The sequence below is a fragment of the Victivallis sp. Marseille-Q1083 genome (assembly GCF_903645315.1).
GTDB lineage: Bacteria > Verrucomicrobiota > Lentisphaeria > Victivallales > Victivallaceae > UMGS1518.
The window spans coordinates 1444352-1464113 of the sequence record NZ_CAHJXL010000001.1 but is presented as its reverse complement, the minus strand read 5'-3'; the positions used below and the strand labels follow the sequence as shown (position 1 = coordinate 1464113).

General features: G+C 58.8%; 17 protein-coding genes. 7 read left to right on the top strand and 10 right to left on the bottom strand.

Annotated elements, in window-relative coordinates; genetic code table 11:
- Window positions 1-15 precede the first annotated feature (15 nt).
- From secY to argS, 5 genes are all read left to right on the top strand, one after another.
- Window positions 16-1422 carry a preprotein translocase subunit SecY gene (secY, locus tag HWX74_RS05790; protein WP_176012648.1) on the top strand — a complete coding sequence of 469 codons (1407 nt, stop codon included), beginning with the start codon at window positions 16-18 and terminating at the stop codon, window positions 1420-1422.
- Window positions 1423-1428: 6 nt separating this feature from the next.
- Window positions 1429-2100: a (d)CMP kinase gene (cmk, locus tag HWX74_RS05785; RefSeq protein WP_176012647.1), complete on the top strand. Its 672-nt coding sequence runs from the start codon at window positions 1429-1431 to the stop codon at window positions 2098-2100.
- On the top strand, window positions 2100-2507 hold the full coding sequence (locus HWX74_RS05780) for a thioesterase family protein (protein WP_176012646.1): 408 nt from the start codon (window positions 2100-2102) through the stop codon (window positions 2505-2507). Before cmk ends, HWX74_RS05780 begins: the two co-directional genes overlap by 1 nt.
- A 17-nt stretch (window positions 2508-2524) precedes the next feature.
- Entirely contained in the window at window positions 2525-3541 is a 1017-nt protein-coding gene (locus HWX74_RS05775) for a type I phosphomannose isomerase catalytic subunit (protein ID WP_176012645.1), read from the top strand.
- Between the two features lie 102 nt (window positions 3542-3643).
- Entirely contained in the window at window positions 3644-5446 is a 1803-nt protein-coding gene (argS, locus tag HWX74_RS05770; RefSeq protein WP_176012644.1) for an arginine--tRNA ligase, read from the top strand.
- A gap of 148 nt (window positions 5447-5594) precedes the next feature.
- Here the strand turns inward: argS and HWX74_RS05765 are convergent, their stop codons facing one another.
- The 5 genes from HWX74_RS05765 to HWX74_RS05745 form a co-directional block, all read right to left on the bottom strand.
- The gene (locus HWX74_RS05765) at window positions 5595-7406 is read right to left on the bottom strand and encodes an ABC transporter ATP-binding protein (RefSeq protein WP_176012643.1); all 1812 of its coding nucleotides are present in this window, start codon (window positions 7404-7406) and stop codon (window positions 5595-5597) included.
- 223 nt (window positions 7407-7629) lie between these two features.
- Window positions 7630-9090, bottom strand: coding sequence for a trehalase family glycosidase (locus HWX74_RS05760; RefSeq protein WP_176012642.1), 1461 nt, complete (start codon window positions 9088-9090; stop codon window positions 7630-7632).
- Between the two features lie 190 nt (window positions 9091-9280).
- A complete protein-coding gene (locus HWX74_RS05755; RefSeq protein ID WP_176012641.1) occupies window positions 9281-10063 on the bottom strand; it encodes an ABC transporter ATP-binding protein in 783 nt (260 codons plus the stop codon).
- Window positions 10063-10728 (bottom strand): hypothetical protein, encoded by a 666-nt coding sequence (locus tag HWX74_RS05750; RefSeq protein WP_176012640.1) that lies wholly within the window; start codon window positions 10726-10728, stop codon window positions 10063-10065. Before HWX74_RS05750 ends, HWX74_RS05755 begins: the two co-directional genes overlap by 1 nt.
- Complete coding sequence (locus HWX74_RS05745; RefSeq protein ID WP_176012639.1) at window positions 10725-11216, bottom strand: RNA polymerase sigma factor; 492 nt, start codon at window positions 11214-11216, stop codon at window positions 10725-10727. Before HWX74_RS05745 ends, HWX74_RS05750 begins: the two co-directional genes overlap by 4 nt.
- Before the next feature lie 353 nt (window positions 11217-11569).
- Between HWX74_RS05745 and HWX74_RS05740 the strand changes: the two genes are divergently transcribed.
- Window positions 11570-12817: an L-rhamnose isomerase gene (locus tag HWX74_RS05740; protein ID WP_176012638.1), complete on the top strand. Its 1248-nt coding sequence runs from the start codon at window positions 11570-11572 to the stop codon at window positions 12815-12817.
- A 72-nt stretch (window positions 12818-12889) separates the two neighbouring features.
- Window positions 12890-14086 (top strand): bifunctional 3,4-dihydroxy-2-butanone-4-phosphate synthase/GTP cyclohydrolase II, encoded by a 1197-nt coding sequence (locus HWX74_RS05735; RefSeq protein WP_176012637.1) that lies wholly within the window; start codon window positions 12890-12892, stop codon window positions 14084-14086.
- 50 nt (window positions 14087-14136) lie between these two features.
- On the opposite strand, the gene HWX74_RS05730 is transcribed toward HWX74_RS05735, so the two are convergent.
- The 5 genes from HWX74_RS05730 to HWX74_RS05710 all read right to left on the bottom strand — a co-directional run bounded on the left by HWX74_RS05730 (window position 14137) and on the right by HWX74_RS05710 (window position 19476).
- Window positions 14137-14967 (bottom strand): MBL fold metallo-hydrolase, encoded by an 831-nt coding sequence (locus HWX74_RS05730; RefSeq protein WP_176012636.1) that lies wholly within the window; start codon window positions 14965-14967, stop codon window positions 14137-14139.
- Between the two features lie 12 nt (window positions 14968-14979).
- On the bottom strand, window positions 14980-16740 hold the full coding sequence (locus tag HWX74_RS05725; RefSeq protein ID WP_176012635.1) for a DUF4832 domain-containing protein: 1761 nt from the start codon (window positions 16738-16740) through the stop codon (window positions 14980-14982).
- 85 nt (window positions 16741-16825) lie between these two features.
- A complete protein-coding gene (locus tag HWX74_RS05720; RefSeq protein ID WP_217704863.1) occupies window positions 16826-17560 on the bottom strand; it encodes a prepilin-type N-terminal cleavage/methylation domain-containing protein in 735 nt (244 codons plus the stop codon).
- Between the two features lie 13 nt (window positions 17561-17573).
- Window positions 17574-18605 carry a LacI family DNA-binding transcriptional regulator gene (locus HWX74_RS05715; RefSeq protein WP_176012633.1) on the bottom strand — a complete coding sequence of 344 codons (1032 nt, stop codon included), beginning with the start codon at window positions 18603-18605 and terminating at the stop codon, window positions 17574-17576.
- A 193-nt stretch (window positions 18606-18798) separates the two neighbouring features.
- Complete coding sequence (locus HWX74_RS05710) at window positions 18799-19476, bottom strand: helix-turn-helix domain-containing protein (protein WP_176012632.1); 678 nt, start codon at window positions 19474-19476, stop codon at window positions 18799-18801.
- Window positions 19477-19762 lie beyond the last annotated feature (286 nt).

Below are 19762 nucleotides of genomic sequence, written 5' to 3'. Positions count from 1 at the left end.
AAAAGCGGGGATTCGATGTTTGCTGCATTTGTGAATGCGTTTAAGGTAAAGGAGTTGCGGTCGCGGTTGCTGTTCACCGCCGGAATTATCGTTCTGGTGCGGGTCGCTTCCAATCTGCCGTGTCCGGGAGTAAATTCGGGTGCTTTGAATCAGTACCTGACCAATTTTTCTCAGGAAGCCGCTTCCGGCGGCGTCATGGCGATGGTTAACCTCTTCACCGGGGGTGCGCTCGAGCAGTTCGCGGTGGCGACGCTCGGTATCATGCCGTACATTACCTCGTCGATCATTATGCAGTTGCTGACGCCGGTGTTGCCGTCGCTGGAAAAAATGTCCAGAGACGGTGAATCCGGCCGCCAGAAAATCAATCAGTACACCCGCTATCTCACTGTTCTGATCTGTATTTTCCAGGGCTTTCTGGCCGCGGCGGCGATGGCCGATCCATCCCGGATCGGTTTGCCGTCACCGCATTTGCCGTTGTATGTCGGCAGCCAGACAGTCTTTATGTTGATGACGATCATCGTGCTGACGGCGACGACGATGGTCTTCATGTGGCTCGGCGAACAGGTGACCGAGCGCGGTATCGGCAATGGCGTGTCGATCATCATCACGATCAACATCATCGCCCGTATGCCGCAGGCGGTCACCCAGTTGGTGGAAATGACCATCTCCGGACAGACGATGTCCGGTGCGACCTTCAAACCGGTCCAGTTGCTGTTGCTGTTCGCCGTTTTCATCGCGGTTACCGCGGCGACGATTCTGTTGACGCAGGGCTACCGGCGGGTGCCGATCCAGATGGTCCGCAAGACGATCGGGACACAGGTGATGGGCGGCAGCACCTATATGCCGCTGAAGGTCAATTTCGCCAACGTCATGCCGATCATTTTCGCCGGTGCGATCATGATGGTGCCGGGGCCGCTGTTCAACGGTCTGGCGCAATTCACCAAAGGGCGCGACTGGAGCGGCGCCAGTGATTTCTTCCTTTCGCTGGGAACGCTGTTCCGCTATCATTCGACCGGATATATGGTGCTTTACGGTTTGCTGATCATGGGCTTTTCTTACTTCTGGGTGGCCAGTCAGTTCAATCCGATTCAAATTTCTGAAAATCTGAAGCGCGACGGCGCTTATATTCCCGGTATCCGTCCGGGGCAGCCGACCGCCGATTTCCTCGATCAGACGATGACCCGGGTGACGTTCGGCGGCGCGGTGTTCCTGACGGCGCTGGCCTTGTTCCCGATGATTCTGGCGACGCCGATCTTCGGCATCGATTTCCTGGTCGCCTCTTTCTTCGGCGGCACCAGCTTGCTGATCATGGTCGGTGTGGTGCTGGACACCATGAGCCAGATGGAATCGCACCTGACGATGCGCAATTATGACGGTTTCCTGAAGAGCGGCCGGCTTCGCGGCCGCAATGCGATCCAGTAAGACGACATGACGACCGATGTGATAGCGATCGACGGACCGGCCGCTTCCGGCAAAAGCACGGTGGCGGCCGGATTGGCCGAACGGTTGCGGATTCCGTACATCAATACCGGCAGCATGTACCGGGCGATCACGCTGGCGGCAATGCGCCGGGGCGTTTCGGCCGCGAATTGTACGGAGGCGGCGTTGGCGCCGGTCCTGGAACGGTTGCAGTTGGATTATGTCCGGAACGACGCCGGACATTTTGTTTTGCGGATGGACGGGCATGAAACGGACGCCGCATTGCGCAGTGCCGAAGTGGCGGCGCTGGTCAGTCCGGTGGCGGCTCTGCCGAATGTTCGCGCCTGGCTGCGGGAAAGACAGCGGGCGCTGGCGGCGGCGGGTCGGCTGGTCATGGAAGGCCGGGACATCGGTACCGAAATTTTCCCGGACGCCAGGTTCAAATTTTTTCTGACAGCGACGCCGGAAGAGCGGGCGCGCCGCCGGCTGGCGCAATCGGGTGAAAATTTCGACGGCGCCACTTTGGAGTCGGTGGCGGCGGCGATCGCCGAGCGCGACCGGATTGATTCCACCCGGACAGTGGCCCCGTTGCGGCCGGCGGCGGATGCCGTGCTGGTGGACAGCACCGGATTGGAAGTGGATGAGGTGGTAAATTTACTGGCGCGAAAGGTGATGGAGTGATGCACTGGCATGAAAGTTTTTACCGGGTTCCTTACGCGGACACCGATCAGATGGGTGTGGTCTATTACGCCAATTATCTGGAATATTTCGAACGCAGCCGCACGGAGATGCTGCGGGAGGCCGGTCTGCCTTACAGCGCGCTGGAGCGCTGCAACTGTTTTCTGCCGGTGACGGAGGTCAATTGCCGGTATTTGTCGCCGGCGCATTACGATGAACTGCTGACGTTCCGTTCCGGCGTCGCCGGCGTCAAGGGGGTCCGGCTTAAAATCATCACCGAAATTCGGCATGAAGCGACACTCCTGGTGCGCGGCGAGGTGACGCTGGCCTGTATGAACCGCGACCGTAAGTTGATCCGGCCGCCGGTCGAGCTTCTGACCGCTTGTGAGCAATATCGTGTGGAAGAGTAAATCCGGGGAGGTTTATCATGGCGATGCTGGAGCAGAATCAATTATATCCGCTGAAATTTCAACCTCTGTATTTTGCCAGGATCTGGGGAGGCAGCCAGCTCAGTGAGTTTTTGCACCGGCAATTGCCGCCGTCGGAGGAGCCGATCGGCGAATCCTGGGAACTGGTGGATCGCGAAGCGGTGCAGAGTCAGGTGGTCAACGGACCATTGGCCGGGCACACCATTCATGAATTGATCGAATTTTACGGGCGTTCTCTGCTGGGGTCCAAATGGACCGGCGGCCGTTTCCCGCTGTTGGTGAAACTGATCGATGCCGGGCAACGGCTGTCGCTGCAGGTGCATCCCGACGAACAGGCGTGCGCCAAGCTTGGCAACGGCGCGGAGCCGAAAACGGAGATGTGGTACATCATCGCCGCGTTGCGCGGCGCGAAGATCATGGCCGGTCTGAGTCCGCGCGGGACGCGCCGGCAACTGGTGGAGAATCTGAACTCTCCGGATGTCGAGAATCTGCTGCAGGTGTACCCGTCGCAGCCGGGGGATGCCTACTTCATCAGCGCCGGCACGCTGCATGCGATCGGCGAAGGGAACCTGCTGCTGGAAATCCAGCAGAACAGCGATACGACTTACCGGGTCAGCGACTGGGGAAGAGTCGATCAGAGCGGCCGGTCGCGTCAATTGCATTTGCAGGAGGCGATGGAGTCGATCGATTTCATGAACCGGACCAGTCCGCGGATTCCGGGGGTGGTCGGCGATGTCGCCCACAACCGCAAATTCCCGATGATCAACCGTTGCCGGTTTTTCAGCGTCGACAGTCTGCTGCTGGTCAGTCCGTGGCGGGACGATACGGCGCACGGCAGCAGTTTCCACCTGATCAGCGCGATCAATCAGCCGCTGGCGTTGGCGCGTTCGATGGAGTCGGAAAGCCTGCTGGATCTGCAGCCCGGCGAAAGCGCCTTGATCCCGGCCTGTTTCGGCAGTTATGCCATCCGTCCGTTGGCGGAAGGCCTCTGCCGGGTGGTGAAAACGACGTTGTAATACGCTTGGGTGGACACAACCGGAAAGAGCCGCGGCAGGCGGCTTTTTTCATTTCTGCCCGCTGGGCGATGGAATTCAGATTTTTGAGCTACAGGAGAAACGATGAGTGAATTCAAGTTTATCGGCCGTTTGATCGACGCGTTGCGGCAGCGGTTTGCGGAAGCGGCGCTGCCGGCGGATTGGACAATTTCACCGGAACGTTGCCCGGAAGGGATGAACGGCGAACTGACGATCAATTGTTTCCGGTTCGCCAAACTGTTCAAGCAGCCCCCGGACCGTCTGGCGGCGGCGATTGCCGAATGTTTGGACAGAGATCCGGAGATTCTGGCGACCGAGCAGATCAAGGCTTTTGTCAACGTCGTATTGACGCCGGCGGCCTTGTACCGCGATACGCTGGCGGCGCTGCCGGAGCTGCTGGCCGCCGGCCGATTGCCGGAGAATGAGTGCCGGAAAATTCTCATCGAATATTCGGCGCCGAATACCAACAAACCGCAGCATCTCGGCCACGTGCGCAACAATACGCTCGGGATGGCGCTGGCCTCGCTGTTGAAACGGGTCGGCCATGAGGTTATCCAGATCAATCTGGTCAACGACCGCGGGATTCATATCTGCAAATCGATGATCGCCTATCAGCGTTTCGGCAACGGCGCGACGCCGGAGTCGACCGGCATCAAGGGAGATCACCTGGTCGGTAAATTTTATGTCGAATACAATCAGGCGCTGTCGGCGGAGCTTGCCGCTTTGAAGGCGGCCCGCCCGGAGTTGGCGGAGAAGGACAACGAAGCGCTGTTTCTGGAAACGGAGCTCGGCCAGGCTACGCAGAAGATGCTCCAGGACTGGGAAAATGGCGATCCGGAGGTGCGGGCGTTGTGGCAGAAGATGAACGGTTGGGTATTCGACGGTTTTGCCGCTACCTACCGGCGGATGGGCATCCGGTTCGATCATACCTATCTGGAGAGCCAGACCTATCTGTTGGGCAAGGACATCATTCAGGACGGCCTGGCCCGCGGCGTGTTCTCCCGCCGGGAGGACGGCGCGGTCATCGTCGATCTGGGAAAGATGGGCAACAAAGTGGTGCTGCGTTCCGACGGTACCAGTGTGTACATCACCCAGGACATCGGGACGACGCTGTTGAAATATAACGACTATCATCCGGATATGCAGATCTGGGTGGTCGGCGATGAACAGATTCTGCATTTCCAGATGCTGTTTGCCATTTTGCGGAAACTGGGCTATGAGTGGGCGGACAACCTGCATCATCTCGCTTACGGTATGGTCAATCTGCCGAGCGGCAAGATGAAGAGCCGGGAAGGCACTGTCGTCGACGCCGACGATCTGTTTGCCGAGATGGTGGCCCTGGCGCTCGACAACTGCCGGGAGCGTGGCGATGGGGAAGTGACAGAAAGCGAACTGGCCGGCCGGGCGGAAATCATCGGCATGGGCGCTTTGAAGTTCATGCTGTTGAAATTCAATCCCAAGACGACGATGATGTTCGATCCGCAGGCATCAATTAAATTTGAAGGCGACACCGGTCCGTATGTGCAGTATGCCTGTACGCGGATCAAGTCGATTGCCCGCAAAGCCCGGGAACGCGGGCTGCACTTTCAGCCGGATGAGGTGGATTGGAGCCTGTTGGCGGCCAGGGAGGAAAAAGCGTTCGCCGCATTGGCCGCTTTTTATCCGGCGGCGTTGCAGTTGGCGGCGGAACGGCGCGACTGCTCGGTGCTGGTGGAATATCTGCTCGACTTGGCCAAGGCCTTCAACCGTTTTTACCGGGAATGCCCGGTGCTGACGGCGGAAAATGTCGAATTGCAGCAGGCTCGCCTGGCGTTGGCCGCCGCGGCCGGCGATATTCTGACCGATGGGTTGCGGACGCTGACGATCGGGGTGCCGGACGCGATGTAACCGTTAGCCGCCGGGCGCGGAGCCGGTACGGATCTTGCCCGCACCGGCCGGGGGGCGGCCTCAAAGCTTCATCCGGTTTTCGCCGCTCGAAAACCGGATTTCATGCGCCTGCAAACGGCGGGAAAATTCCTCCGGCGTTGAACCCAATTTACTGTTTTGCTGAATGCAAATCAGCATAAGACGGGTTCGCGGCCGGCGGTTGCTGATAGACGATACGATCCGGCAGGCGGCGGCTTTCCTCCTCCTTCTGTGCTTTCTGCTGGATGGTGTAGAGCTGCTTGTAGGTGCCGTCCTGTGCCATCAGTTCGTCGTGGGTGCCGAGCTGTTCGATCCGGCCGGCTTTCAGCACGACGATCTTGTCGGCGTTGCGGATCGTCGACAGCCGGTGGGCGATGATGATCGTTGTCCGGCCTTCCATCAGCGTGTCCAGCGCCTGCTGCACCAGCTTTTCGGAGACGGTGTCCAACGCGCTGGTCGCTTCGTCGAGGATCAGGATCGACGGATTTTTCAGGATCGCCCGGGCGATCGCCAGCCGCTGCTTCTGGCCGCCGGACAAGCTGGCGCCGTTCTCGCCGATCACAGTGTCGAAGCCGCGGTCCAGCTTGTTGACGAACTCGGCGACGTTGGCCAGTTCCGCGGCGCGCTCGACCTCTTCGCGGCTGGCGGTGGAGCGGGCGTAGGCGATGTTGTCGCGGATCGTCCCGCTGAACAGGAACGGTTCCTGCAGGACGACGCCGATGTTGTTGCGGTAGGATTCCTGGGAATATTTGCGGACGTCGACGCCGTCGACGGTGATGCGCCCTTCGGTGACATCATAGAAGCGCAGCAGCAGATTGCTAATCGTCGACTTGCCGCAGCCGGAAGGGCCGACCAGGGCGATTTTCTGTCCCGGATTGATTTCCAGCGACAGTTCACGGATCACCGGCGTATCGGCATAACGGAAAGAGACGTCTTCAAAGCTGATTTTCCCCTTCAGCCGGCCGGCGGTGATCGGATTCGGCGCGTCCTTGATTTCCGGGATGACCCGCAGCAGCTTGATGATGCGCTGGGCGCCGGCGAAGCCCAGCGACATCGTGTTGATCTGGGCGGCCAAGGCGGCGATCGGCGCGACCTGCATGCCGATATAAGTATAGAAGGCGACGAAATCGCCGATCGTGAAATCGTTGCGGCCGACCATCGCGATGCCGCCGCCGATCACCACCAGATAGGTGGTCAGGGCCAGCATGTCGTACATGCCGTTGCAGGTGTTGTTCAACTGGTTCATCTTGACCGACAGATCGAGGGTCGGCCGCATCGTGTTGAAGAAGTGGCGGCACTCCGAACGTTCCTTGGCGAAGGATTTCACCACCTTGATGCCGTTGATGTTTTCGGACAGATTGGCGGAGATTTCCGACATTTTCTCCTGCAATATCATCGCATTGCTCCGGAGGATGCCGTTGAAGTAATAGAAGTTGATGAAATGGATCGGCAGGGCCAGCATCGCCACCAGCGCCAGCTTCCAGTTGATGAAGAAGATCAGCACGGTGATGAACGCCATCGTAAAGATCTGGTCGGTCATCGAAATACACAGCGACACCAGTCCCTGCAGCAGGCCGACGTCGCTGATGACGTTGGAGATCAGTTTGCCGGTGCGGTATTCCTCATAGAAACGCAGCGACAGGCTCTGCAGGTGCCTGAAGATCCGCTGCCGGACGTCGAGCAGGACCCGCATGATGGTGTAGACGCCGAGGTAGCCGGCGATCATCCGCATGATAAAACGGATGATGTAAATGATCACCATGATGGCGCAGAGGATGAAAAACATCTGGTAATCCCGGCTCGGGATCACCTTGTCGATGGCGATCTTCAGCATCCACGGCAGCGACAGCGCCAGGCTGGAGAACATGATTTGCGTGATCGCCGATAAAAGAATCATGCCGCGGTATTGCCGCAGCAGACTGGATATCTTGAACTCTTCCATACCAAATACCTTTTCGTTTTCCGGACGGTGCCGTTGTTTGGAAGGAGCTATAACTTATCGCGTTTCTGCGCGGTTTCCAGCGCGGGCGGAAAATTCGGCGGCAAGGCGCGACGAAGAAGCGGACGGGGACACGAGGGTGGCGTTGACATGATGGAAGATTCTCCTGTTCTGAGATGTTCTTTTTGACGATAAATCAGGGTTGGCCGATCGTTTTTTTTTGAATTCAGTTGTGGAGTCTGGTTTTGCCGGCGGCGATGGCGTATTCTTCGCCGTCGACCTGAAGCGTGAAGGGCTTTTCGGCCCGGATGAATAATGCGCCGTCGCCGTCGTACTGCAGATCGACCCGGTTGCCGCCGAATTGCAGATTGCTGATGCCGTTGCGGCAACTGCGGTTGACCCGCCAGTGAAGCCGGTTGGCGATGCCGTCGGCGGCGATGCCGAGGACATTTTCAATCATCAGGCAGATCGGGCCGAGGGCCGACCAGCCGCAGAAATCGGGCCGAACCGGCTTGGCGGCGTCGATGATCGCCTTGTCGGTCGACGGCCGGTCCGCCGTCGGCGAATAGGCTTCCCAGATCGTGTGCGGCTCGAAATCGCGCCAGGTGCGGAATTGCTGCATGACCACCCGATAAGCCAACTGGTCCGCTTCGGCGTAATAGCCGTAACGTTCCAGCGCCTTGGTGCCCAGGTAGGCCATCGGCAGCCAGACGCCGCCGCGCCAATATTCGCCGGCCGGATTGAAGGCCGGATCGCTGCGGCTGACGCTCGGCCACGGATAGTCGCCGCCGAAACATTGCGGATCCGTCGCCTGGCGGACCATTGCCGCCGCCTGTTCCGGGGAACAGACGCCGGCGAGCATGGCCCAGTAAGAGGCGGGCGTTTTCACTTTGCACGGCCGGAAGGGCGGTTCGGTTGCAATATCATAATAAAAGCCGTCTTCCGCATCGTAATAATAGGTGTTGAGCAGCATTTTCAACTCCTGGTAGCGGGATTGGAAGAATTCGGCATCGACGTGCAACCCGCAATCCTCGGCGAGCCGGGCGATGATTTCGGCACTCAACGCCTGTTGCGCCAGCGCATCGACCCAGTAAATCTGACGGTATTGGGCCAGGTTGTGCTCATCGGCGGCCACGCCGCCGCGCGGTGTGTTGTCCATGCCGCTGGGAGTGCCGCTCCACCGATAGCCGAACGGCGTCCGTTCCAGGCCGATCGAAACGATGCCGCCGGGCACCGTCTGGCCGCTTTTCAGCCGTTCGACCCATTCGAAATAACGCTGCAGGTACCGTTTTTCAATCAGGATGCGGCGGATCCGGTTCCGGTCGCCGGTCACCTGATAGTTGGCGGCTTCCGCCCAGGCCAGCAGCGGCGGATTGTCCGGATGCTGGATCTGCAACGGCGATTTGACGCCGTCCAGCAGCGGCCGGTAGAAATTGTCCAGGCTGACCGCGCCGGGAAAGAGCTGCGGCGCATATTTGCAGAAGTTGACCATGAAGCAGGTATCCCAGATCCAGATCCGGTCCGGGCTGAATCCTTCGTCCATATAAGGCGTCTGCGGGGCGCCCGGACATTCGCGGATGTGATCATAAGCCAGTTTCCAGGCAAATTCGTAAAGTTCCGCCAAACCGGGTTCTGCGGCGAATTCGATGCGCGGCAATGACTCCAGGGAGAAAGGTGGGACCGTCATAAAAAAATTCCTCTGCACAACTTGATTCCGAAACTGGATCTCTCGTCTGAAATTTTTTCAGCCTGTTCCATAATTTATAGCAACCGGAAGGGAAAAAGCAAACCGGATATTGTCAAAAAAGTGGAAAACTCTCCGGTTCGCGGCAGAAAATGCCGAAGGATCCGAAACGCCCGGCACGCGTCATTGCCGGTCAGTAGGAGATCAGCAGATCCCGGTGCCGGCCGGAAACGACGTCTACCGGGCAGTTGTAAGCCTGCTGAATCAGCTCCGGCGTGATGACCTCCTCCGGCGTGCCGTCCTTCAGCAGCCGGCCGTTTTTCAACAGCAGCAGCCGCCGGCAGTAACGGCCGGCCAATTCCAGATCGTGAGTGATCATCAGAATGGTCAGTTGATATTGTTCCTGCAGCCGGCAGATCAAATCCATCAGGGCCACCGTATGGCCGAGGTCCGGCGCGGAGGTCGGCTCGTCCAGCAGTAACAATTGCGGCCGCGGGGCCGGCGCCGCGGCCAGAATGGCCCGCTGCCGTTCCCCGCCGCTCAGTTCGGTCATCGGCCGGTCCAGAAATTCACCCAGTTCCAACGCTTCGGCCAACTGCCGGATTTCCTGCCGGGAGTCCGGCGTATTTCCCCGGGAAGTCAGGCCGATTTGCGGCGTCCGGCCCAGGCTGATCAATTGATGTACCGTCAGCGGCAGCGGCGTGTAGAATGCCTGCGGCACCACCGCCATCCGCTGGGAACGCTCCCGGTCGGAATACGCCTCCAGCGGTTTGCCGTCCAGGCGGATCGCGCCGGCCTGCGGCCGTAAATAGTGGCTCAGCAACTGGAACATCGTGGTTTTGCCGGCGCCGTTGGCGCCGATCAGGCCGACAAAGTCGCCGGAGCTCACTTTCATGGAAAAATCCCGCAGGATCAATTGGTCCGGACGGTAGGCGAACGACAAGCGGTCGATTTCCAGAAGGACTGTTTCCGCCATCACATCACCGGCAATTCCAGGATTTGCTGCCGGATTTCCAGCTTGCCGCAGGAAGATTCGTAACTGTGCGACATTTCAAGCGGTGAAAAATTCTGCAGATGCAATTTTTCGCCGTTCGGCAACTGCAATTCCAGATTCATATCGACGACTTGCAGTTCGTCTTCCGCTTCATGGAGGAAAACCTGTCCGTTGAGCAGTTCGGTGTCGATGGTCAGATAGTCGTTGCCGCTGATAACCAGTTTGATTTCGGTCAGGGTCTGGCCGGCCGCATCCAGGACGGTCAGTTCCATCAGCCGGTCCGGCTGCGAAGCCTCCTGGCGTTCGAACGTGAACAATTCATCGTCGGCCACGCCGACGCCGGTCACGCTGCCGAAGAGCCGGATCGCCTCGGCGATCAGCCGTGAGGTATCCGTGCCGGGGACAGAGGTGCTCGGGCGGGGAACCGCGTTGAAATAATGCAGCAGGACGCCGCCGGCAATCAGCAGCGCAACCGCTGCCGCCGCCGCCAGGGTACCCCAGCAGCGCCAGTGCTGCGATATTCGTTCCGGCCGCCGCGCCGCCCGCCGGAAAAATTCGGCTTTGAATGCGGCGGTAGAACTGAATTGGACATTTTTGCACCGCATCTTGTATTGTTCCAGTAAGTTGTCGAAATCGTCCTGTTTCATGATTGTACCTCCTGCAATGCCAAACGCAGTAGCCGTTTGGACTTCTGGATACGCCAGTACAGCGTATTGATGTTGCACTTCAAACGTTCCGCAGCGATTTTGGTATCGACGTTTTCCAGGATGGCCAACTGCACGGTCTGCCGATACACCTCCGGCAATTGGGCGATCGCCTCTTCCAGCCTGCCGAATTGATCCTCTTTTTCTTCGGGATTGTCCGGGTCGAAACCGGTCATTTCCGCTACCTTCTGGGCTTCGCGCTGCCGTTTGCGGATCAGATTGTAGGATTCGTTGACGACGATCCGGCAAATCCAACTGGACAATTTCGCTTCGCTGCGGAAATCTCCAAACCGTTCCCATGCCTTCAGCAGCGCCTCCTGCACCGCTTCGTCCGTATCGTCCGGATTGCCCAGCACCCGGTATGCCACCCGGCGCAACATCGGCAATTCTTTTTCGATCAAGCTGGAGAAGAGTTGGTTCTTATCCGTCATAAATGTTCTTTGAAATTTTTACGTTACGTACTATTATGACGGACCATCGGACTTTATTTTTAATTGCCGAATGCGGATTCTGACGATTTTTTCAAATTTTTTTGCCGGTCCGTTCTCGTTTATACAAATATATAATATTATTCGGTAAAAGCAATCCGGCTGCCGGAAAATTGTGAACTTGCCGAAACAAAAAGCGGCAAGCTTGCCGAAAAAAACCTTGAAAGTAGTTGAATCAGAGAGTATTTTTATCCGATCGCGGCGCCGGATTGTCAATCCGCCGCCGCACCGGAAGCGGAAATCGGGGTAAGACGTTGGAAAATACAATATTGCGAGCCAAAAAGGGAGTTTCAGGTATGATCGAACAGGCGTTTCAGTTGAGCAAAGCCAGGTATCAGGAACTGGGAGTGGATGTCGAAGCCGCATTGAAAAAACTTTCCGCCATCGCCATTTCGCTGCATTGCTGGCAGGGCGATGACGTCGGCGGCTTCGAATATGCCGACCGGGCGCTTTCCGGCGGGATTCAGGCGACCGGCAACTATCCGGGCAAGGCGCGGAACGCCGCCGAATTGCGGGCGGACCTGGACCTGGCGCTTCGGTTGATTCCGGGCACGCACCGTTTGAATTTGCACGCCATCTATGCGGAAAGCGGCCGGAAGGTGGAACGGGACGAGCTTTCGGTCGAACAGTTCCGCAATTGGATCGATTGGGCGGCGGAACGCCACCTGGGGCTGGATTTCAATCCGACCTTTTTTTCCCATCCGCTGGCGGACGACAACTGGACGTTGAGCCATCCGAAGCCGGAAATCCGGGAGTTCTGGATTCGTCACGGACAGGCCTGCCGCCGGATTGCCGCGGCGATGGGGCGTGAATTGAAGACGGCGGCGGTGAACAACGTCTGGATTCCGGACGGCAGCAAGGACATTCCGGCCGACCGGCTGGCGCCGCGCCGCCGGCTGCTTGAGTCGCTCGACCGGATTTTTCAGGAAGAATTTCCGAAGTGCGAACTCATCGACGCGGTCGAAAGCAAGCTGTTCGGCATCGGTTCGGAATCCTATGTCGTCGGGTCCCATGAATTTTATATGGGTTATGCGTTGAGCCGCCGCAAGGCGCTCTGCTTGGACGCCGGCCATTTCCATCCGACCGAGGTGATTTCCGACAAGATCAGCTCGGTGTTGTGCTTTGCCGACGAGCTGCTGCTGCATGTCAGCCGCGGTGTCCGCTGGGACAGCGACCATGTCGTGCTGTTCAACGACGAATTGCAGGCGATCGCCCAGGAGGTGGTGCGTTACGGTTTCGAGAAGAATGTCCACATCGGGTTGGACTATTTCGACGCGAGCATCAACCGGATCGCCGCCTGGGTCATCGGTACGAGAAATATGTTGAAGGCGCTGCTGTTCGCGCTGCTGGAACCGGGTGCAACGCTGCGCCGGATGGAGCTGGAAGGCGATCTGGCCGGCCGGCTGGCCATGATGGAGGAGTTGAAGGGATTGCCGTTCGGCGCCGTCTGGGATTACTACTGTGCGCAGCATGATGTGCCGGTCGGTTTTGCCTTCATGAAAGAAGTGCGCGAATACGAAAAGAACGTTCTGGCCAAACGCTGAAAAATCGGCCGCCGCGCTTCCGGCCGGGATTGGCCGGGAGCGATAAAACAATTATTTTTTTGAAAAGTTTTTATGAGCATTGAATTTGATCCGATCGAAGAGGTGGTCGCCGCGATCAGGCGCGGCGAGATGGTGGTGGTAACCGACGATGAAAACCGGGAAAACGAAGGGGACCTGGTCGCCGCGGCGGCGATGGTCACGCCGGAGCTCATCAATTTCATGGTGACCCATGCCCGCGGGCTGGTCTGCGCGCCGCTGTCCGAGGAACGGGCGGCGGAGCTGGTGTTGTCGACGCCGGCGATTCTGAACGATCCGTTCAAAACCGCCTTTACCCAGAGTGTCGATTACCTGCACGGGACGACGACCGGCATTTCCGCCGCCGACCGGGCCAAAACGATCAACGCCCTGATCGATCCGGCCTGCACCCGGCAGGATTTTGCCTCGCCCGGCCACGTGTTTCCGTTGATTGCCCGTTGCGGCGGCGTGCTGCGGCGGGCCGGCCACACCGAGGCGGCGGTCGACCTGACCCGGCTGGCCGGACTGGCGCCGGCCGGCGCCATCTGTGAAATCATGAATGACGACGGAACGATGGCGCGGGTGCCGCAACTGGATGAATTCCGGAAAAAGCATCATCTGAAGTGGTGTTCCGTCGCCGATCTGATCGCTTACCGCCGCCGCACCGAGCGCCTGATTACCCGCAGCGAGACCGCCCGGCTGCCGACCTTGTTCGGCGAGTTCAAAATCGTTGCCTACAAATCGAAGGTCGACGGCCAGGAGCATGTCGCGCTGATTTACGGCGAGGTCGAGGGCAGGGAAAATGTCCTGGTCCGGGTTCACAGTGAATGTTTGACCGGCGATGTTTTCGGCTCGAAGCGCTGCGATTGCGGTTCTCAACTGCACGCGGCAATGCGGATGGTTGCCGAGGAGGGCTGCGGCGTCATCGTTTATATGCGCCAGGAAGGGCGCGGCATCGGTATTTTCAACAAGGTTCATGCTTACAAACTGCAGGACGAAGGGTGCGATACGGTCGAGGCCAACGAGCGGCTCGGTTTTCCGGCCGATTTGCGGGAGTATGGTATCGGCGTCCAGATCCTGCTCGATTTGGGAGTGCGGTCGATCCGGCTGCTGACCAACAATCCGCGCAAGCTGGTCGGGTTGTCCGGTTACGGCTTGCAGATTGCCGAGCGGGTGCCGATCGTCATCGCACCGGAAAAAGAGAACGCCTTTTACCTGCAGACCAAGAAAGATCGCATGGGCCATCTGATCTGATGGAAAAAGCGGAATCGTCCGACAGGGCGATTCCGCTTGGCTGGTGATGCCTACCAGGATATTTCCAAACCGTCGTAACCGACCTCAATGCCGGCCGGTCGAAAAAAGGCTTCCAGTTCGGCGTGGGTGCCGAGGCAATTGTGCGAAAAATGGTTGACGATCACGCGGGCTTCCGGTTGAATTGCCGCTTCGGCTTTCAGCCGTTCGACGGTCTGGAAGATCATTTTGCCGCCCAAATGGTTTTCGCCGAAATCAATCAGGCCGTAACAGCAGTCCAGGATGACCAGGTCGTAGCCCCGCCCGGCCAGGTGACGCCAGACCGCTTCGGCAAAATAACCGGTGTCGTTGGCGATCAATATCCGGCGTCCGGCTTGTTCCAGGCTGAAGAAAAAAGCCTCCTCCGCCGGCGCATGGGTCGCCGGCAGCGGTGTAACCGTCCACCGCTCGGCCGGCAGCTCGACCGGTTCGAAGGCGGTCAGCAACTGCAGATCAAGCTGCGGACCATCCGGAAGATCGCGCAGCTTGCCGTATTCGCGGACAAGCTCCAGCACCCGCCGGTTGCCGTAGAGCGTCAAACGGCGACCCGGCGGTACCGCCGACATGCCCGGCAGGCGGAATGTCAGGTTTTCCGGATAGAAATGATCCTCGTGGCTGTGGGTGATGAACAAATGCTTCAGCCGTTCCGAGTGCAGCCGGAAGCGTATCTCCTGGGCCGAATAATCGGCTCCGGCGTCCACCCGGATGGCATCGCCGAGCTGATAGGCGGTGCGGAAGCGCAGATCCTTGCCGCCGTGCTGCCGGGCGTGTTGACAAACCCGGCAGCCGCAGAATAAGCCCGGCACTCCTTCGGCGGCGGCGCTGCCGCAGATCAGTAATTTCATGTCCCGCCTCCGCTATCCTGCCCGGTTCAGCCGCAGTACACCGAGTACGTTGATGCCGTACCGCTGCGCGGCGTCGACCAGGAACGGCGCGTCGCGGTTGGCGAAACGAACCGCGTAACGGCTGTCGTAACGGATCGATTCGGCCGCGTCCGGCAGCCACAGGCCGAGGAAATATTTGCCGGCCGGCAATGTCGCCGGCAATGCCAATTCGGTTTTGACCTCATGCCGCAACGGTTGGTAAGTGGCGTCGCCGGGCCGGTGCGGATACCAGCGGCGCGGATCGGTTTCGACCGGCGCTTCCAGGACCACTTTGCCGGTATAATCGACCAGCACCAGGTAAACCGGCCGCGGGTTGACCATGCCTTTGAACCCGCGGTTGATCAGCGAGAAATCAACCGCGATCCGGTCGCCGGCGGCGGCTGTGGCCGGCCAGGCGGCCTGTTGCAGCTCGAAACGGTAACCGAGGTGGTCGCGAATGTACTCGAAGGCGGAACGCCGGACCGAAGGCCGGCCGTCGACCGCGTCGAAATAACCGTCGGAAACCGGCAGCCGGTTGGCCGCCAGCCACTCCGGCGTCAGGTCGGTTGCCATCCAGCGGTTGATGTTCTGTTCGTCGCTGTCGCCCCAACTGTGGACCAGACTCAGATAGTCGTAATGCTGCTCCCGCAGCCGCAGGATGGCCGTTTTGCCGTCGATGACGCCGCCGACCAGGTTCCACCACATTTCGCCGCCGCTCGGCACGAACAGCGATTCCCGGCAAACCCGGTCGTAGAGCTCGCAGCCGTTGCCGTAGGCCAGTTGGGAGGCGTCGTCGGCGAGAAAAACCCGCATCTCGTCGCTGGCGACCAGAAAAGCGTCGTTGTTGTGGCCGAGCCGGGCGCGGTCGCTGCCGTCGAAGGCGATGGCTTCGGTGATCTCCGCCGGCATCTCGCTGAACGGCGAATGGCGGAACACCTGCTGCGTCCGTTGCGGACTGCGCATCGTCAGGCAGCGGTCTTCCGGCAGCGCCTCCAATGCTTCCAGGACCACTTCGCCCATCCCCTGCCAATCGTCGTGCGCAATCCGGCGCATGTTGTGCCATTCGCCCCAGGCGCCGATGAAACCGAGTTCCATGCAGTAGATGACATCGGCATTCCGGCGGAACAGCGGCTCCAACTGCCGGATATGGGCTTTGATGATGTCGATGGTCGGTCCTTTCTGCCGGACCGCGTCGAATTCCGCCTGTGCCTTGGCAACGGTGGTTTTCCGCTGCTGTTCTTCGGCGTCCTTCTCCTCCTCCGGCAGCGCGGTATCCGGCAGTTTCGGCGGCACCCAGACTGCCAGCGTATCGTCCTCATAGGCAAATTTAAGCACCGATTTGACGCCGAGGCCGCGCAGGGCGTCGAAGCCGCGCTGCAAATCGTCGAGCACTTCCGCCGGCAGGGCTTCCTGATCATAATATTCGGTCAGATAAACGTAATGCTGCGACAGCGTCACCCCCCAGGGGCGGGTTTGCTCAAAGCCGAGCAGCGTCCAGCATTCGCTGTAATCCTTGGAGGAATCCAATTGCCTGATGACATTCATCGCCACGCCGAACGGCGTCTGGCGGTTGCCCATCGCGAAAATGCTTTCGAGCCGGAAGCCGCGCTCCGGATTGCACAAACCATTGGCCGCCGGGTCGCATGGCCGGATGCCGTGGTAATGTTTTTCCACCGTTTCCGCCGTTGCCGGACCGGTGCCGGCCAGAATTCCCGCCGTCAATAACATCGCCAGATAGCTCCATTGTCGTTTCATTGGTAGGTCGTTTCTTTCATTGAAAGTTGAGGACGGCAAAACCGGCGCGGAGGCGCGGAATTGCCGGATCGGTTCATCGGTTCGTTCAACGCCACATTTCGCTGTTCAAATCATCTTTCTGATAGGCGATGTCCGGGAAGGCCCGGAGATTCTGGCTGTCGACATGGCCGTCGACGAACAGGAGATTGGCGCTGCGGTTGTGCAGATAGCTGATCTGGCACCAGATGCCGGCGTCGTATTCCAGTTGTCCCTTGTAGATGACCGGCGCATCGGTCTGGCCGTCCCACAACATTGCGGTGAAACTCGGTTCGTTGAGACTGGTGGATTTTTTGGTTTTGAACACGTTGTAGGTGGCGCTGGCTTCCGGCGGCGCGCCGAGGATGGTGGTGTTCTGGCCGTAGTTGCCGGTCAGGCAGTCGCTGCTGGCCCGGATCTGTCCGAACGTGCGGAAGGTATTGCTCGGACAACTGTACAATTTGCCGAGTTCCGGGGCCAGCAGATTGCCTTTGCCGTCGGTCCGGCACAAATTTCTGTCCACGGCATCTTCCGCCGATTCGCCGTCACCGGTGTACGGCGCGATCAGGTGTGCCCAGCCGCACCACTTGCCGTTGATGACCGTCCAGCCCGGCGTCAGCGAATCCTCGTAGTCGTTGCCGTACATCTGCATGGCCAAGCCGATTTGTTTCAGATTGTTGACGCAGGCGATTTTCTGCGCTGCCGCCTTGGCTTTGGCAAGGGCCGGCAGCAGCATGCTGGCAAGAATGGCAATAATCGCGATGACTACCAGCAGTTCTATCAATGTGAATTTGTGTCGTCTCATCATGTTCTCTCCTTTAGGTTGAAGTGATTGGACGTTGACTGGAAGCTCTGACGAGCAGATCGGTGGTGATCAATTGCGGCTGGGGCGCCTGGCCGCGGGAAAGCCAATCGAGCAGCAGGTTGGCGGCGGCGCTGCCGATTTCATCGCAGACATCGCGGATCGAACTCAGCGCCGGATCGGTGTAGTTGCCCAATTCCGAACCGGAGGTACAGAAAATGCCGATGTCGTCCGGTATCCGCAAGCCGCGCGCGGCCAGCAGATTGAGGATCCGGATCGCCCAGAGTTCGTTGTTCAGCAGCAGACAGTCCAGTTGCTGCGTCAGGATCAGCTCCCGGACCGCCCGGGCCAGGCAGGCGTTCGTTTCCCCGGCGTCGGCCCGGTCGATCGGCGGCATCAGGAAGATGCGTTCCGGCTCGGGATGAAATTCCTGAAACGCTTTGCGGCGCAGCCGCGAAGAGGCGTACTCGCCAACTTCGATCAGCAGACCGGGACGCCGGTAGCCGCTGCGCCGCACTTCGGCAAGCACCCGGCGCATGGCGTCCGCGTAATCGAACATGACATAAACCGCACCCGGAATGGCCGGCCGGCCGATGAAAACCATTTTCCCGACGTCGCCGAAATAGTTGCGGAGTTTTTCTTCTTCGCCGGGATATTCATGCGCCAGTGAAATGACGCCGTCGACGTTGTATTGCTGGAAAACCTGGTAGCTTTCATGAAGTTTGTCCAGATCGTCGTGCGCCATCGCCGTCATCAGCCGGTAATGATGGAACACCGCCGTCCGTTCGATCGCCGCCAGTTGCCGCCAGCCGCTCGGCGGAGCCATGCTGTCGATCAGCACGCCGATCAGTTGCGGACCGCGGCCGGTCAACGCCCGGGCGTTGAGATTGGGCCGATAGTTCAGCCGGCGGGCGACCTCTTTGATCCGTTCGGCGGTCTGCGGTTTGACCCGGATGTTGTTGTTGCCGCCGGAAAGCACCTTGACGACCGTCGCCCGGCAGACGCCGGCTTCCCTGGCAATGTCGGTCAAACGAATTCGCGCTTCCATAAGTCGGCAAAATCCTTATTTTTTTAATTTGATAACTCGATGCTATCATTTTCTTTTCTATAGTATAGCAAAATTTCCCGGCAAAGTCAATCCCCAGGGGTGGAAAATAACGAAAACCAAATAAAAAAATTCGCTTCCATAATATGAAGGCGAATGCTAAGAATTTGATAATAAAATATTTGTCCGATGAAACTTAATGCAGCAAATCCGGCTGATATTTTTCAAGACAGCCAAAAATATCTTCGCGCAACGCCTGGACCTGCAGCAAACCGGCGAAATCCGGCCGCCGGATCAGGTAACCCAGTTGACGGATGGTCTGCAAATGCCGGCGGCGGTCGCTGGAAAGCACCAGCAGCAGCACTTGCACCGGCAATTTGTCCAGTGCGCCGAAATCGACCGGCTGATGCAGGAAAAAGATGCCGACCCGCTCGGCGTTCGGTTCATTGAAAACCGGTTCGCGGCTGTGCGGCATTGCCAGGCCGTCGCCCAGGGCGGTCGGCGCCAGCGCCTCGCGCTGCAGCAGTTGTTCGACGATCCCGGCTGGTTCGTAGAATTCCGGCAGCGGCATCAATGCCACCGCCGCGGCGATGGCTTCGGCCGCGGTCCGGCCGCCGACTTTATAATGGATGCCGCCGCGCCGGAGCAATTGCCGCAGATCCACCGGTTCGGTCGACCACGGCGGGACGGCGACGGCCCCCGCTGGCTCCTGACGGCTGCGCTGCAGCCAGTCGTCCAGCTCATTGCGCCGGAAACGATATTGGCCGTTGACTTTGTAGGACGGAATTTTATGATCGTTGACCCAGCGGTAAACGGTCTTTTCCGACACCTGCAAAAGCTCGGCGACATCTTTGATTTTCAGTTCCAAATCCATATTCAACCGACTCCGGTGGTTTGGGAAATAATCGATCTATAATTTATCACATTTTATGACAAAAGCGAATGTTGAAGCCATTATTTGGGTGAAAATGTCCATTTTTGTCTCAGTCGAACCGGAGGGTGGCCGATGAGGCGGCAAATGTAAAAAATAAGTGACAAAACTGTCGGCAAAATCTTGACGTTTCCACAATTCTGTATTACATTATTGGTTAATTTGTTCGGAGCTTTGGTCCGAGCCGGGCGCCGGATTGCCGGTTTGAATTGTGATACGACGGCGGAAT

Coding starts and splice junctions, on each gene's coding strand:
- cmk (WP_176012647.1), top strand. CDS start 1,429: ATGACGACCGATGTGATAGCGATCGACGGACCGGCCGCTTCCGGCAAA.
- HWX74_RS05745 (WP_176012639.1), bottom strand. CDS start 11,216: ATGACGGATAAGAACCAACTCTTCTCCAGCTTGATCGAAAAAGAATTG.
- HWX74_RS05710 (WP_176012632.1), bottom strand. CDS start 19,476: ATGGATTTGGAACTGAAAATCAAAGATGTCGCCGAGCTTTTGCAGGTG.
- HWX74_RS05750 (WP_176012640.1), bottom strand. CDS start 10,728: ATGAAACAGGACGATTTCGACAACTTACTGGAACAATACAAGATGCGG.
- HWX74_RS05740 (WP_176012638.1), top strand. CDS start 11,570: ATGATCGAACAGGCGTTTCAGTTGAGCAAAGCCAGGTATCAGGAACTG.
- HWX74_RS05780 (WP_176012646.1), top strand. CDS start 2,100: ATGCACTGGCATGAAAGTTTTTACCGGGTTCCTTACGCGGACACCGAT.
- HWX74_RS05730 (WP_176012636.1), bottom strand. CDS start 14,967: ATGAAATTACTGATCTGCGGCAGCGCCGCCGCCGAAGGAGTGCCGGGC.
- HWX74_RS05725 (WP_176012635.1), bottom strand. CDS start 16,740: ATGAAACGACAATGGAGCTATCTGGCGATGTTATTGACGGCGGGAATT.
- HWX74_RS05760 (WP_176012642.1), bottom strand. CDS start 9,090: ATGACGGTCCCACCTTTCTCCCTGGAGTCATTGCCGCGCATCGAATTC.
- HWX74_RS05775 (WP_176012645.1), top strand. CDS start 2,525: ATGGCGATGCTGGAGCAGAATCAATTATATCCGCTGAAATTTCAACCT.
- HWX74_RS05755 (WP_176012641.1), bottom strand. CDS start 10,063: ATGGCGGAAACAGTCCTTCTGGAAATCGACCGCTTGTCGTTCGCCTAC.
- HWX74_RS05715 (WP_176012633.1), bottom strand. CDS start 18,605: ATGGAAGCGCGAATTCGTTTGACCGACATTGCCAGGGAAGCCGGCGTC.
- secY (WP_176012648.1), top strand. CDS start 16: ATGTTTGCTGCATTTGTGAATGCGTTTAAGGTAAAGGAGTTGCGGTCG.
- HWX74_RS05735 (WP_176012637.1), top strand. CDS start 12,890: ATGAGCATTGAATTTGATCCGATCGAAGAGGTGGTCGCCGCGATCAGG.
- argS (WP_176012644.1), top strand. CDS start 3,644: ATGAGTGAATTCAAGTTTATCGGCCGTTTGATCGACGCGTTGCGGCAG.
- HWX74_RS05765 (WP_176012643.1), bottom strand. CDS start 7,406: ATGGAAGAGTTCAAGATATCCAGTCTGCTGCGGCAATACCGCGGCATG.
- HWX74_RS05720 (WP_217704863.1), bottom strand. CDS start 17,560: ATGAGACGACACAAATTCACATTGATAGAACTGCTGGTAGTCATCGCG.